Annotated in this window: 10 protein-coding genes; 9 read left to right on the top strand and 1 reads right to left on the bottom strand. The window is 56.9% G+C overall.

Annotation, left to right across the window (positions count from 1 at the left end; all coding sequences use genetic code 11):
* Nucleotide 1: 1 nt before the first annotated feature.
* From MWU51_RS14570 to MWU51_RS14585, 4 genes are all read left to right on the top strand, one after another.
* Nucleotides 2-1,681, top strand: coding sequence for a Na/Pi cotransporter family protein (locus MWU51_RS14570; protein WP_247038309.1), 1,680 nt, complete (start codon nt 2-4; stop codon nt 1,679-1,681).
* Between the two features lie 307 nt (nt 1,682-1,988).
* Nucleotides 1,989-3,011, top strand: coding sequence for a putative 2-aminoethylphosphonate ABC transporter substrate-binding protein (locus MWU51_RS14575; RefSeq protein ID WP_247038311.1), 1,023 nt, complete (start codon nt 1,989-1,991; stop codon nt 3,009-3,011).
* A gap of 128 nt (nt 3,012-3,139) precedes the next feature.
* Nucleotides 3,140-4,255 (top strand): putative 2-aminoethylphosphonate ABC transporter ATP-binding protein, encoded by a 1,116-nt coding sequence (locus tag MWU51_RS14580; RefSeq protein WP_247038312.1) that lies wholly within the window; start codon nt 3,140-3,142, stop codon nt 4,253-4,255.
* Nucleotides 4,255-6,273: a putative 2-aminoethylphosphonate ABC transporter permease subunit gene (locus MWU51_RS14585; RefSeq protein ID WP_247038315.1), complete on the top strand. Its 2,019-nt coding sequence runs from the start codon at nt 4,255-4,257 to the stop codon at nt 6,271-6,273. Before MWU51_RS14580 ends, MWU51_RS14585 begins: the two co-directional genes overlap by 1 nt.
* Before the next feature lie 16 nt (nt 6,274-6,289).
* On the opposite strand, the gene MWU51_RS14590 is transcribed toward MWU51_RS14585, so the two are convergent.
* The gene (locus MWU51_RS14590; protein WP_247038317.1) at nt 6,290-7,189 is read right to left on the bottom strand and encodes a LysR substrate-binding domain-containing protein; all 900 of its coding nucleotides are present in this window, start codon (nt 7,187-7,189) and stop codon (nt 6,290-6,292) included.
* A 120-nt stretch (nt 7,190-7,309) separates the two neighbouring features.
* On the opposite strand from MWU51_RS14590, the gene MWU51_RS14595 reads away from it, so the two are divergent.
* The 5 genes from MWU51_RS14595 to MWU51_RS14615 all read left to right on the top strand — a co-directional run bounded on the left by MWU51_RS14595 (nt 7,310) and on the right by MWU51_RS14615 (nt 13,492).
* Nucleotides 7,310-8,497 carry a 2-aminoethylphosphonate--pyruvate transaminase gene (locus MWU51_RS14595; RefSeq protein WP_247038319.1) on the top strand — a complete coding sequence of 396 codons (1,188 nt, stop codon included), beginning with the start codon at nt 7,310-7,312 and terminating at the stop codon, nt 8,495-8,497.
* A gap of 17 nt (nt 8,498-8,514) precedes the next feature.
* Nucleotides 8,515-9,759: a phosphonoacetate hydrolase gene (gene phnA / locus MWU51_RS14600; RefSeq protein ID WP_247038322.1), complete on the top strand. Its 1,245-nt coding sequence runs from the start codon at nt 8,515-8,517 to the stop codon at nt 9,757-9,759.
* 16 nt (nt 9,760-9,775) lie between these two features.
* On the top strand, nt 9,776-11,224 hold the full coding sequence (gene phnY / locus MWU51_RS14605; protein WP_247038324.1) for a phosphonoacetaldehyde dehydrogenase: 1,449 nt from the start codon (nt 9,776-9,778) through the stop codon (nt 11,222-11,224).
* A 76-nt stretch (nt 11,225-11,300) separates the two neighbouring features.
* On the top strand, nt 11,301-12,656 hold the full coding sequence (locus MWU51_RS14610) for an aspartate aminotransferase family protein (RefSeq protein WP_247038327.1): 1,356 nt from the start codon (nt 11,301-11,303) through the stop codon (nt 12,654-12,656).
* Nucleotides 12,653-13,492 (top strand): DMT family transporter, encoded by an 840-nt coding sequence (locus tag MWU51_RS14615; protein WP_247038329.1) that lies wholly within the window; start codon nt 12,653-12,655, stop codon nt 13,490-13,492. The genes MWU51_RS14610 and MWU51_RS14615 overlap by 4 nt, the downstream gene beginning before the upstream one ends.
* The last annotated feature ends 1 nt before the right edge of the window (nt 13,493 follow it).

Below are 13,493 nucleotides of genomic sequence, written 5' to 3' on the forward strand. Positions count from 1 at the left end.
AATGGCCATTGTGAGTTTTGTCATTAGCCTTGCGGGTGCCACAATGCTGTTGTTGTTCGCGGTGCGAATGGTGCGCACCGGGATCGAACGCAGTTTTGGCGCATCGTTTCAACGGTTGCTGACGGACAATCGCAGTCTGATCGGTTCCAGCGCAACCGGCGTTTTCCTGGCGATTGTTTTACAAAGCTCAGCGGCGGTGGCGCTGTTGGCGACTGGGTTTGCGGCGAGCGGCTATCTGGCCTTTCCAACCGGGCTTGCGATTGTGTTGGGTGGCGATCTGGGATCGGCGCTTATCATTCAGATTTTGTCGTTCAAGCTGGATTGGCTGGTGCCTTTGTTACTTGCCGTCGGCGGTTGGTTGTTTGTGAAAGTCGAAAGCAAGAAAGGCCGTCAGTTTGGCCGTATTCTGATGGGTGTCGCATTTATCCTGATTTCACTGCAGTTTCTGCGTGAAGCTGTAGCACCAATTAGCGACAGCGCATTCCTTCCAGCAGTGTCCGGGTATTTAGCGCGTGATTTCGTGACGGCCTTCATCGTTGGCGCCGCCTTGGCATTCGTCATGCACTCTAGTGTTGCCGCCATCCTGATGTGCGTGACGCTGGTCCAAATCGGGGCCATCCCGTTTGCCGCCGCGCTGTCGCTTTTGTTGGGGGCAAACATGGGCAGCGCGTTCATTCCGATCTGGCTGACCCGTGGAATGCCGGCTGTCGGACGACGTATTCCGTTTGCAAATCTGATGCTGCGCGGCAGCTGGGCTTTGATTGTCCTACTGGTCGTAAACTTGTTGTATGATCCTGAACACCTGCTTTTTGTCGGCCCGGGGCAATCACTGATTTACGCCCATATCGGGTTCAATCTGTCTTTACTGGTGTTAGCGTTGCCATTCTGCGGCCTGATCGAAGGGCCCATTGTGCAGGTGTTTCCGAAATACTCGGGCAATTCGGCAGCCGGATCAGAACAGCCGGTCAGCGCGTTAGACCCATCCGCGCTTGATACGCCGCAACAGGCCATTGCCAGTCTGAAACGAGAGTTGCTGCGAATGATTGGACAGGTCGAACGGATGTTCCACACCGTCCCCCAGCTTTATGAAGCAACAGACACATCGGTGTTGCGCGCAACTCGCGCGAAGGATGATGAGGTGAACGATACACTTTCGGGCATCCGATCCTATGTGGCGACAATGCCGCAGGACACCTATTCCAAAGCGGATACCAAAACGGTTCGCGGGTTGATGGAATATGCGATCCGACTTGAAGCCGCAGGTGATGTGATCGCGATGAAGTTGACCTCGGTCGCGAAAGAAAAGCTGGATGGCCACCTGAGCTTTTCAGAGGAAGGTTGGGCCGAGCTTCGGCGAATGTATGAAGCGGTTTGCGCGAACTTCCATCTGGCCAGTAATGTGCTTGTCTCGGACGATCTGGAAAGCGCACGATTGCTTGTGGTTGAGAAAGCCGATTTTAAGCGAGCCGAGCGCAAAAGCCGAAAATACCATTTAGCCCGCTTGCAAAATGGCCGTGTCGAAAGCTTCGAAACCAGCGACATCCATTTGGAAACCCTGCGTGCCCTGCGTGATATCAACAACCACATCGCTGCGATCGCCTATCCGATCCTTTATCGGAATGGCCAGCTTCTGGAAACACGTCTGATCGAAGATTTGGACGGCAAGGAAGTGAGCGACTGATGCCGAGTAAATCAAGCGATTGTTGGGGTAAGGTTAGTTACCGGCGAATGCCGCCCGGACTGTCACAATACATTGATAAAATTGTGTCACGAGGCGCAGGGCACGACCCGCGTTGCAACGCGTTTTTAAAAAACAAAGGTCGCGCACCAAGCGTCTGCGCTTGGTTTTAGCATAGGTCAGGCCAATCATATGGTAGGTATAATCGATTTTTCTTGTCGTCAGAACCTGCCAAACTGGCTTGAAAAAGGATGGCGAGGAAGTTGATCGCTCCCGTCACGACAACAGAAGATCAACAGAGGAGAAAACAATGAAACACACAGCGAAAAGACTTGCGTCCTTTCTGGCTGGCGTTGCCTTTGCGACGGTCGCAGTCGCAGAGACCGAGCTGACAGTCTATACAGCCGTAGAAGCTGAAGATCTGGCCCGCTACGCCGAGACGTTCAATCAAAGCCACCCTGACATTAAGATCAACTGGGTGCGCGACTCTACCGGCATTATCACCGCAAAACTGTTGGCCGAGCGTGACAACCCGCAAGCCGATGTGATCTGGGGGCTGGCGGCCACATCACTTCTGCTGCTGAAATCCGAAGGTATGTTGGAGCCGTACGCCCCGGCTGGAGTAGAAAGCCTTGATCCGAAATTTGTCGATGGGGACAACCCGCCCGCTTGGGTTGGCATGGACGCCTGGGTCGCTTCGGTCTGCTATAACACAGTCGAGGCTGAAAAGCTTGGGCTGACACCGCCTACATCATGGAAGGACCTGACCGATCCCATGTATGCGGGCCATGTGATCATGCCAAACCCGAATTCCTCGGGCACAGGTTTCCTGGACGTGTCCAGCTGGTTGCAATTGTTTGGTGAAGAAGGCGGTTGGGAGTACATGGACGCGCTGCATGAAAACATCGCGCGTTACACTCACTCGGGATCGAAACCCTGCAAGCTGGCGGCATCGGGTGAGATCCCGATTGGCATTTCGTTTGCGTTCCGTGGTGCAAAGTCGAAAGCGGACGGCGCACCCTTGGAAATCATTGTTCCGTCCGAGGGTGTTGGTTGGGATATGGAAGCCACGGCAATCGTCGCAGGCACGGCCAATCTTGAAGCGGCACAGACACTGGTTGATTTCACCGTCACCAAAGAAGCCAATGAGATGTACAATACTGGCTATGCCGTCGTCGCCTATCCTGGCGTGGCCAAGCCGGTTGAGCACTTCCCCGATGGTTTGCTGGACGCAATGATCGAAAATGATTTCGAGTTTGCGGCGAACAATCGCGCCGCTATTCTTGAGGAATGGCAGAGCCGCTACGACGGCAAGTCCGAACCTAAATCCTAAGCGAAGTGAGCGGGGGACACGTCCTGTTTCCTGCTTTCACCCGCACCCCTTCCAGAACTGACACACGCGCCCGGCCGCGACCGGACAGATTTGGCCGTGAGCCAACGGAAAAATGTAAGGAAAAGCCCGTGATACAAGACACTGCTTTAGGTCAGAAAACCTATCTCAGCATCGATAAGCTATGGAAAGCTTTTGGAACATTCCTTGCGCTGAAAGACATTTCGCTGGATATCAACGAAGGTGAGTTTGTTTGCTTTCTTGGCCCGTCGGGCTGCGGCAAGACAACTTTACTTAGGGCCATCGCAGGGCTTGATCTGCAAACGAAGGGAACTGTCATGCAGGACGGCAAGGATGTCTCGAACTTGCCCCCTTCGGAACGTGATTTTGGCATCGTGTTCCAGTCCTACGCCTTGTTTCCCAACCTGACGATTGAGAAGAATATTGCGTTCGGACTGGAAAACACCGGTCGCAGCAAATCCGAGATTGCCGTGCGCGTCAGCGAATTGCTGGAACTGGTCGGCCTGCCCGAGCAAGGCCGAAAATACCCCGCGCAACTGTCTGGCGGACAACAGCAGCGGATCGCACTTGCCCGTGCGATTGCCACCAATCCGGGTCTATTGCTGCTAGACGAACCTCTGTCGGCTCTGGACGCCAAGGTGCGCGTCCACCTGCGCCATGAAATCAAAGAGCTTCAGCGCAAGCTGGGTGTGACCACCGTCATGGTGACACACGATCAGGAAGAAGCCTTGGCGATGGCTGACCGGATCGTGGTGATGAACCATGGCGTGATCGAACAGGTCGGATCGCCCACCGAAATCTATCGCGAACCGGTAAATCTGTTCGTCGCTGACTTCATTGGCGAGATGAACCAAATCGCCTCAATGGTCACCAAAGGCGGACGACTTAGCGTTGGTGAAAAGACATTTGCTTGCCATGAGCACAGCTTCGGTGATGGTACTCCTGTCATTGCTGCCATTCGTCCCGAAGACGTTATCCCACACGAAGACGGTTATAGCGCTGATGACCCGAACCGGAACTGCATCGACGTGATGTTGCATGAAATGGAGTTCCTTGGGTCGTTCTGGCGCTGCCGCCTACGTAATGAACGGTTCGGCCAATCTGAATTGATTGCTGACTTTTCGATCAACGCCGTGCGTCGGCTTGGGTTGGGCCAAGGCCGCAAAATGGTCATCGAACTACCGACCGATCGCTTGATGGCCTTTGACCGTCCGGAGGCAAATTGATGGCTGACGCGACCGATTATTCACAACTGCCTGATGGCCCGACCATCAAAGGCAAGCTGAGCCGCGATGACATCATGATGCGTGGAGGGATGCTGGTCATCGCCCTGTATTTGATCATCACGTTGGCGTTTCCACTATATGCCATGCTGTCGAAGTCGTTTTCCACCTATCGGTTCGAGCTGTCCCAATATGAATTCCAGATCAGCGACGAGGATGGTGTATTTGACGGCACCGTCCTGAACGGTGCTGAACTGAACCAACAAACCGGCGCGATTGACGAGCTTGATCTCAGCGCCGGATCGGACGGGCGTATTGGCGTGACCGGCCTATTCCCGGACTTCAGTTTCCGCAGCCCAGTTTTGTATCAGATCCGAAACACCAGTGATACGGGGCGGTTTCTGGTCGGGTCCACGCTTCAGGATGGCACTGACTGGGTGACCTTGGACAGCAACACGTTCCGGCGGGTGCAGCTTCGACCAGTGAAATCAACGGGGTTCGACAACTTCGTCAACTATTTCTCGACGCCAGCACTGTTCAATTCGATCAAAAACTCGCTGTGGATCGCGGTGGTCAGCACCATCGTGACCGTGATCCTGGCGTTCTGGTTCGCCTATGCGCTGAACCGCAGCTGCATGCGATACAAGGGCGTATTCCGACTGATCGCCATGGCACCCATCCTTGTGCCGTCGCTGTTGCCCGGCATCGCGCTTGTCTATCTGTTCGGCAACCAAGGCATGATCAAGGAGCTTCTGTTTGGGGCCAGCATCTATGGCCCGATCGGGATTGTCATCGGATCGATCTTCTTCACCTTCCCGCATGCGTTTATCATCATCTCGACCGCGTTGGCGATTTCGGACGCGCGCCTTTACGAGGCGGCGGCCAGTTTGCGAGCGACACGCTGGCGCACATTTTGGACCGTTACTATCCCCGGAGCACGCTATGGCCTGATCTCGGCGGCGTTTGTGGTGTTCAACCTTGTAATCACAGATTTCGGCTTGCCAAAGGTTATCGGCGGGCAGTTCAACGTACTTGCAGTGGATATCTATAAACAGGTGATCGGCCAGCAGAATTTTGAGATGGGTGCGGTGGTGTCCGTGGTTCTGGTGATCCCTGCGATCTTTGCCTTCGCCATCGATCGGTTGGTCCAGTCAAAGCAAGTGGCGTTGCTGTCGGCGCGTTCGGTCCCCTATCAGCCGCAACCCGACAAGCGTACTGACACGATCTCGTTCATCTATTGCGCCTTTGTCGGACTGTTCATCGTCGGTATTCTGGCAGTCTGTCAATTCGCAGCCCTCATCAAGTTCTGGCCTTATGACCTGAGCCTGAGCCTGAACAACTATCAGTTCGACAAAATGGATGGTGGCGGCTGGGGGTCGTATTACAACTCGATCAAGCTTGGCTTGCTGACTGCAGTGTTTGGAACGGCCATCGTTTTCTTCGGTGCTTATCTGGTCGAGAAGACAAACGGTTTCAGAACCGGTCGTGCGTTATTCCAAATGTTTGCGATGCTGCCAATGGCTATTCCGGGCATGGTGTTAGGCCTGGCCTACATCTTTTTCTTCAACAATCCGTCTAACCCGCTGAATGCGATTTACGGAACCATGGCGATCCTGGTGATCTGTTCGGTGACCCATTTCTACACCGTGTCTCACCTGACCGCGGTGACTGCATTGAAGCAGATGGATCGCGAGTTTGAATCGGTCTCGGCATCCTTGAAACAGCCCACGATGAAGCTCTTCAGCCGGGTGACCGTGCCGGTGTGCCTGCCGTCGATCCTGGACATCTCGATCTATCTGTTCGTCAACGCTATGACGACGGTGTCAGCGGTGGTGTTCCTGTATTCGCCCAAGACATCGCTGGCGTCGATTGCGGTTCTGAACATGGATGACGCCGGGGATATTGCCCCAGCGGCAGCGATGGGAATGATGATCTTCTACACCAACGCGGCGGCGCGGATCATTCACCTGATTGTATCCAAGGGTGTTTTGACGCGCACGCAGGCGTGGCGGACACGCTGATCACCCGCTGAGAAGATCAAGAGGCGCTGGCCTGACCGCCGGCGCTTTTTTCTTGTTGGGCATTTCGCGCGAACTCCATGAAGGCGCGGATCACTTTGACATCGCGCCGTTGCGCCAGATGCACCAAGGTCTCGCTCATCTCGATATCCGCGTCGACAAGCTGGATCTGAACCAGCCGGTCGTCATGCCCGTATTCGGCCAGCGAAACGAACCCGATCCCGGCGCCCGAGGCCACGACCTCACGCACCGCTTCGCGTCCTTCGGCCACGATGGCGGGGGTCAGCGTCAGCCCCTTTTTCTTTGCGCGTTCTTCCAGCTTCTGGCGGGTCTTGGAGCCCTGTTCGCGAAAGATCAGCGGCAGGTCTGGCAGGTCTTGCAGGCTGAGCGACCGCCGTTTGGCCAGCGATGATCCGCGTGCAGCAAAGGCCGTGATCTTTGTGGTGCCAAGGTTCAGCGCCTCCATATCGTTTCCGGGTGTCAGGCTGCCGACGATGCCGATCTCGGCGTTATAGGCGCGCAGGTCTTCCAGAATCTCCTCGGTGTTGCCTGTGCGCAATGTGACCGAAATATCGGGATATCGTTTGCGGAAATCGCCGAGGAAGTGGGTGATGTGATGGGCACTGTCGGCAATGATACGTAGTTCACCTTCAATCGCGGCACTGGTCGAGGACATGTAGTCTTCGATCTGCTGCTCGATCTCGAAATACTGCTTGGTATAGAGGAAAAGCTGCGCGCCTTCCTCGGTCAGTCGCACCCGCTTGCGTTCGCGGTGAAACAGAAGCGTATCGTGATCCTGCTCCAGCTTTTTCACCTGTTCCGAGATGGCGGGCTGGGTCAGGTAAAGTGCTTCGGCGGCACGGGAAAAACCACCCAGAAGGGCAACATGGTGAAAGGCTTTTAACTGGCTGTGGCGCATGGGTTTTCCGGTCAGTCCTTTGCATAAGCAGATCTTATGCTTTGATCGTTAATTGCAATTTCACATATAGGTCAAACTGCTGCAATGCTGTTCTTGCGTTCCCCTTTTCGGAGACAAGACATGACCGCCGCAGACCTCAAAATCGAACCGCCGCGTTTGGGCGAGCCGTATCTTCTGACCCCCGGTCCCTTGACCACCTCTTACGCCGTGAAAGAGGCGATGCTGCGCGACTGGGGCAGCTGGGATGACGACTTCCGCGCCATGACCCGCGAGATGCGCCAGCGCCTACTGGCGCTTTTGGGCGACGGGTCCGATGAATTCGACTGCGTGCCGATGCAGGGCAGCGGAACGTTCTCGGTCGAAGCGATGCTGGCGTCCTTTATCCCGCGCGATGGCAAGGCGCTCGTGCTGGCCAACGGTGCCTATGGGATGCGGTCGGCGCAGACGCTGGAGTATTTAGGGCGCGATCATATCGTGCTGAACAAGGGTGATTACTTGCCGCCCCGCGGTGACGAGGTGGCGCAAATCCTGGCCGACGACCCGGCGATCAGTCATGTCGTTGCAATCCACTGCGAAACCAGTTCCGGCATACTGAACCCGGTGGAGGAGATTTCCAAGGCTGTTTATGCCGCCGGGCGCAAATTGTTGATCGACTCGATGTCTGCCTTCGGCGCGATCGAATTGAAGGTTGCGGATATCCGCTATGAAGCGATGGTGTCCTCAGCCAACAAGTGTATCGAAGGGGCGCCGGGGTTTGGCTTCATCATCGCGCGCAAGTCCGAGCTTGAGACCGCGAAAGGCAACAGTCACTCGCTGAGCCTCGATGTCCATGCGCAATGGGCGCATATGAACAAAACCGGGCAATGGCGGTTCACTCCACCCACCCATGTGGTCGCCGCCTTTCTTGAGGCGTTGCGCGGGCACGAAGCCGAAGGTGGCGTTGCCGGGCGCGGCGGACGTTACACCCGCAACCGCGATGTCATGGTCGATGGTATGCGAGAGCTCGGGTTCGAAACCTTACTGAAAGATCGCTGGCTGTCACCGATCATCGTGACCTTCTTCTGCCCGGCGGATGAAAACTTCGTCTTTGACCGCTTCTATGAGCTTATGAAAGACAAGGGGTTTATCATCTATCCCGGCAAGCTGACCGTTGTGGACAGTTTCCGCGTGGGTTGCATCGGTCAGATGGATGAAAACGTCATGCGGCAGGTCGTGACCGCCGCCAAAGAAACACTGGATGAGATGGGCGTTCAGAACGCGGCGCCCCCTGCCATTGCACTTGAAGAACGCGCCAAGCTGGCCGCCTGAATACGAAGGAAGACTTAATGACCATTCACTCTCCTGTTGTTGCGAACGGGCGCGCTTATTCTGCTCCGAAGACCTGTGCGATTGCGATCTGCCTTGATGGGTGCGAGCCGGAATATCTGGACAAGGCCATTGCCGATGGGTTGATGCCGACGCTGAAGCGGATGCGGGCCGAAGGCACGGACCGGCTGGCGCATTCGGTGATCCCGTCCTTCACCAACCCCAACAACCTGTCGATTGCCACCGGGCGCCCGCCGGTCGTGCACGGGATTTGCGGCAACTATCTGTACGAGCCGGAAACCGGGGAAGAGGTGATGATGAACGACGTGCGCTTCCTGCGCGCGCCGACGGTGTTCAAGGCGTTCCATGATGCGGGCGCCCGCGTGGCGATTGTCACGGCAAAGGACAAGCTGCGCGCGCTTCTGGGGGCAGGTCTGACGTTTGACGATGACCGCGCCAAGTGCTTTTCGGCCGAGAAATCCGACACCTCCACCCAGGAAGAACACGGCCAGGGCGCCGCCAGCAAATGGCTAGGCATGGCGCAGCCCGAGGTCTATTCGGCCGAGCTGTCCGAATTCGTCTTTGCCGCCGGCGTCAAGCTTCTGCGGGAATGGAAACCGGACGTGATGTATCTGACCACCACCGATTACGTGCAGCACAAATACGCCCCCGATCAGGCCGAGGCGAAAGCGTTTTACGAGATGTTCGACACATACCTGACCGAACTGGACGCGATGGGGGCTGCGATTGTCGTGACCGCAGATCATGGCATGAAGCCCAAGCACCATGCCGACGGCTCGCCCTCGGTCGTCTATGTGCAGGACTTGCTGGATGACTGGTTGGGCGAAGCCGCCGCGCGTCTAATCCTGCCGATCACCGACCCTTACGTGGTGCACCACGGCGCGCTCGGTTCATTTGCCACCGCCTATCTGCCTGACAGCGCGGACCATGAGGTCATCATGGCCAAGCTGCGCGCAACCGACGGGATCACCGATGTGCTGACCAACGCCGAAGCGGTTGCGCGCTTTGAATTGCCCGCAGACCGGATCGGTGACATCGTGTTGGTATCGGGCGAAAACATCTGCATAGGCACGTCCGAACACCGCCACGATTTGGCGGCATTGAACGAACCCTTGCGAAGCCACGGTGGTCTGACCGAACAAGAGGTGCCCTTTATCTGCAACCGCGTTCTACCCTTACCAGAACGCCCCGTGCTGAGGAATTTCGACGCGTTCTTCTATGCCACGCAGGCGGCGGCACTTTGATATGAAGGATACCGTAATGAACAAGGACGACATCCGTCACGAAGGCATGCGTATCGGCGGCAAGATCGTGTTCACCGACGATGTGGTCGAGGTGAGGTACCCCTATACAGACGAGGTGATCGGCACGGTGCCTGCTGGTCAAGCCGAACACGCCCGCCGCGCATTCGAAATTGCTGCGAACTACAAGTCAAAGCTGTCGCGCTATGAGCGGTCACAAATCCTGCAACGCGCGGGAGAGCTGATTGGCGAGCGTCGCGAGTTTCTGGCCAAATGGCTGGTGTTGGAGCTTGGCATTTGCCACCAGCACGCCATTTACGAAACCAAGCGGGCGCAGGATGTCTATCAATTCGCCGCCGCACAGGCGCTGAATGATGATGGCGAGATTTTTTCGTGTGATCTGACCCATAACGGGAAAGAGCGCAAGATTTTCACCAAGCGGGAGCCGGTGAAAGCGATCAGCGCGATCACACCATTCAATCATCCGCTGAATATGGTCAGCCACAAGATTGCGCCCTCGATCGCAACCAACAACTGCATGGTGTGCAAGCCGACGGAATTGACGCCTCTGACGGCGATAGCGCTGGCCGATATCCTCTATGAGGCGGGCCTGCCGCCCGAGATGTTCCAAGTCGTCACCGGCTGGCCGCAGGACATCGGGGAAGAGATGATCGTCAACGACAACATCGACATCATTACCTTCACGGGTGGTGTGCCGGTGGGCAAGATGATCGCCGAAAAGGCGGCCTACAAACGGCAGGCGCTGGAGCTTGGCGGCAACGATCCCTTGATTATCTGCAATGATCTGAACGACGCCGATTTGGACAAGGCCGCGACCATCGCGGTGGCGGGGGCCACAGGCAACTCCGGTCAGCGTTGCACCGCAATTAAACGTATTCTCGTGCAAGAAAGCGTGGCTGACAGGTTCGTGCCGCTGGTGCTGGAGAAAGCCAAGAAGATTAAATTCGGCGATCCGCAAGACCCGGACACGGAACTGGGCTGCGTGATCCATGCGCAGGCTGCAGAGCTTTTCGAAAAACGCGTATTCATGGCCGAAAAGGATGGTGCCGAAATCCTGTATCACCCCGGTCGCGACGGCGCGCTTCTGCCACCCATCGTGGTGGACCACGTGCCCCATGACAGCGAGCTGGTGATGGAGGAAACTTTCGGCCCAATCATCCCGGTCGTCCGTGTGCCCGATGATGATGATGAGGTTATGCGGATCTCGAATTCGACCCAGTTTGGCCTGTCGTCGGGTGTCTGCACCAATGATCTAAACCGGGCGATTGCTTATATCAATGGGCTTGACGTGGGCACCTGCAACATTTGGGAACAGCCGGGCTACCGGATTGAAACCTCGCCCTTTGGCGGCATCAAAGACAGCGGCAATGCCGTGAAGGAAGGCGTCACCGAAGCAATGAAGTTCTTCACCAACGTCAAAACATATTCGCTACCCTGGCCAAGCTAAGATGTGCCGCGGCCACTTCCCCTCCCTGACTGCGAGGCCCGGTTTCCGGGTCTCGCCTTTTTTTGATTGAGCTGACATGAATACCAAGATCGTTCACACCGAAGGCGAATCCAACACGTCAGACGCCCGGCAGTCTTGGTTGAAGAAATCCATTGGCCCGAACTCTGCTCCGCTTCTAAAACGCGACGCCAAGGCGTTCATGCACCAAAGTCTCTCCAGCCCGTGTGTCAGCACCATTGCCAAGGCGGACGGTATCTGGATCGAGGATGCGGATGGTCGCAAGTTTATGGATTTTCATGGAAATTCTGTGCACCATATCGGCTATGGTCACCCCAAACTGATTGCTGCGATCAAGGCGCAACTGGATGATCTGCCCTTTGCCCCGCGCCGCTTCACCAACGATCCGGCGGTCGAATTGGCTGAAAAGCTGGCCGCGATTGCGCCCGGCGATCTGGGCAAGGTTCTGTTCACCACCGGCGGTTCAGACGCCAATGAGGTGGCGTTGAAAATCGCCCGCGCAGCGACGGGGCGGTTCAAGACCATCTCGTTCTGGGATGCGTTTCATGGGGCAGGTATGGGGGCTGCCAGCGTGGGCGGCGAGGCGACGTTCCGCAGCCACATCGCGGGGCCGCTTCTGTCGGGCACTGAGCACGTCGCACCCTTCGCCTGCTACCGCTGCCCATACAATCACGAAAGCCCTGACACCTGCGGATTGGCCTGCGCCAAGATGGTCGAGTATGTGTTGGAACGCGAAGGCGATGTGGCGGCGGTGATCGCTGAACCCATGCGTGCGGTGCCGTATGTTCCGCCCCCCGGTTTCTGGAAATCTGTGCGCGAGGCGTGCAACCGCCACGGCGCGCTGCTGATCATGGATGAAATCCCGACCGGGCTGGGCAAGACGGGCAAAATGTTCGCGTTTGAACATGACGAGATCATCCCCGACATCGTCACCATGGGCAAAGCGCTGGGTGGTGGCATTCTTCCGATTGCCGCTTGCGTGGCTCGCAAAGAATTGGATGTATGCGGAGACTTTGCCATCGGGCATTACACGCACGAGAAGAACCCGGTTACATCCCGCGCCGCCCTGACCACCATCGAGATCATTGAGGAAGAAGGATTGGTCGCCCGATCTGCTGAGCTTGGCACCCACGCGATGCAGGTGCTTCGGGATCGCCTGCAAGATGTCCAGATTGTCGGGGACATTCGTGGTCGCGGCCTGATTTTCGGCGTCGAAATCGTCGAGGATCGGACCTTGAAAACCCCCGGCAACGCGCGGGCCGAGCGGATCTATTACGCCTGTCTGGACGCCGGTCTGAGCTTCAAGATCAGCCAAGGCTGCGTGTTGACCCTGTCGCCGCCCCTGACCATCGCGCGTGACGATTTGGACCGCGCGCTGGATATCGTGGTGACGGCCATCAAAGACGCGGCATGACCGCTCAGGTCGCCTTGATCGTCCTCTCGGCGGCCTTCCTGCATGCGCTGTGGAATGCGCTCGTGAAAGGGGCAGGGGATAGGGTGATCATGTTGGGTATGATTGCCTTGGGGCATGTGGCATTTGCCTTGACCTTCATCGCGTTCGTGCCCTTCCCGGACCCGTCGGCATGGCCCTTTATTGTCGCGTCCATCGCGATCCACTGGCTGTATTTCTACTTCCTGAACGTCGCCTATCGTCTGGGTGATCTGAGTTTCATCTATCCCGTGGCGCGCGGCTTTGCCCCGGTTCTTGTCGCCTTGGGCGCTCAGTTCTGGGTGGGCGAAACGCTTCCGCTTCAAGCATGGATTGGCATCTTCAGCGTCTCGGCAGGGATCATGTTTCTGGCCCAAGGCGCGTTTGGTAGTGCCATGTCCCGAAATGCACTTCTGGCCGCCTTGGCGATTGGCGGCACGGTGGTGGCCTATACGCTGGTCGACGGGTTCGGAGTGCGAACCTCTGGCCACGCGTTGGGCTATATCGGCTGGCTGTTCCTGTCGAAACTCCTGATCGTCCTGTTCCTGTTTCCATCCCGTATGGACCGGCTGCGCGCACAACCGCCCAGAACTTTGCTGATCGGGTTCATGGGGGGCGTCGTGTCTGGCACAGCCTATGCGCTGGTGCTTTATGCCAAGACCATCGCGCCGCTGGGCATCGTGTCCGCGCTGCGCGAAACGTCGGTGATCTTCGCCGCCTTAATCGGTGTGCTCTGGTTCGGCGAAGGGCCGAGGGCCCGGCGACTTTTGTCGGCTGCGGCGGTCGGGGCTGGTATCATCTGCATCGGGCTGGTGCGGTAAC

Origin of the sequence: Aliiroseovarius sp. F47248L, assembly GCF_023016085.1 — a bacterium.
GTDB lineage: Bacteria > Pseudomonadota > Alphaproteobacteria > Rhodobacterales > Rhodobacteraceae > Aliiroseovarius.

Coding starts and splice junctions, on each gene's coding strand:
- MWU51_RS14570 (WP_247038309.1), top strand. CDS start 2: ATGGCCATTGTGAGTTTTGTCATTAGCCTTGCGGGTGCCACAATGCTG.
- MWU51_RS14585 (WP_247038315.1), top strand. CDS start 4,255: ATGGCTGACGCGACCGATTATTCACAACTGCCTGATGGCCCGACCATC.
- MWU51_RS14590 (WP_247038317.1), bottom strand. CDS start 7,189: ATGCGCCACAGCCAGTTAAAAGCCTTTCACCATGTTGCCCTTCTGGGT.
- MWU51_RS14615 (WP_247038329.1), top strand. CDS start 12,653: ATGACCGCTCAGGTCGCCTTGATCGTCCTCTCGGCGGCCTTCCTGCAT.
- MWU51_RS14610 (WP_247038327.1), top strand. CDS start 11,301: ATGAATACCAAGATCGTTCACACCGAAGGCGAATCCAACACGTCAGAC.
- phnA (WP_247038322.1), top strand. CDS start 8,515: ATGACCATTCACTCTCCTGTTGTTGCGAACGGGCGCGCTTATTCTGCT.
- MWU51_RS14575 (WP_247038311.1), top strand. CDS start 1,989: ATGAAACACACAGCGAAAAGACTTGCGTCCTTTCTGGCTGGCGTTGCC.
- phnY (WP_247038324.1), top strand. CDS start 9,776: ATGAACAAGGACGACATCCGTCACGAAGGCATGCGTATCGGCGGCAAG.
- MWU51_RS14595 (WP_247038319.1), top strand. CDS start 7,310: ATGACCGCCGCAGACCTCAAAATCGAACCGCCGCGTTTGGGCGAGCCG.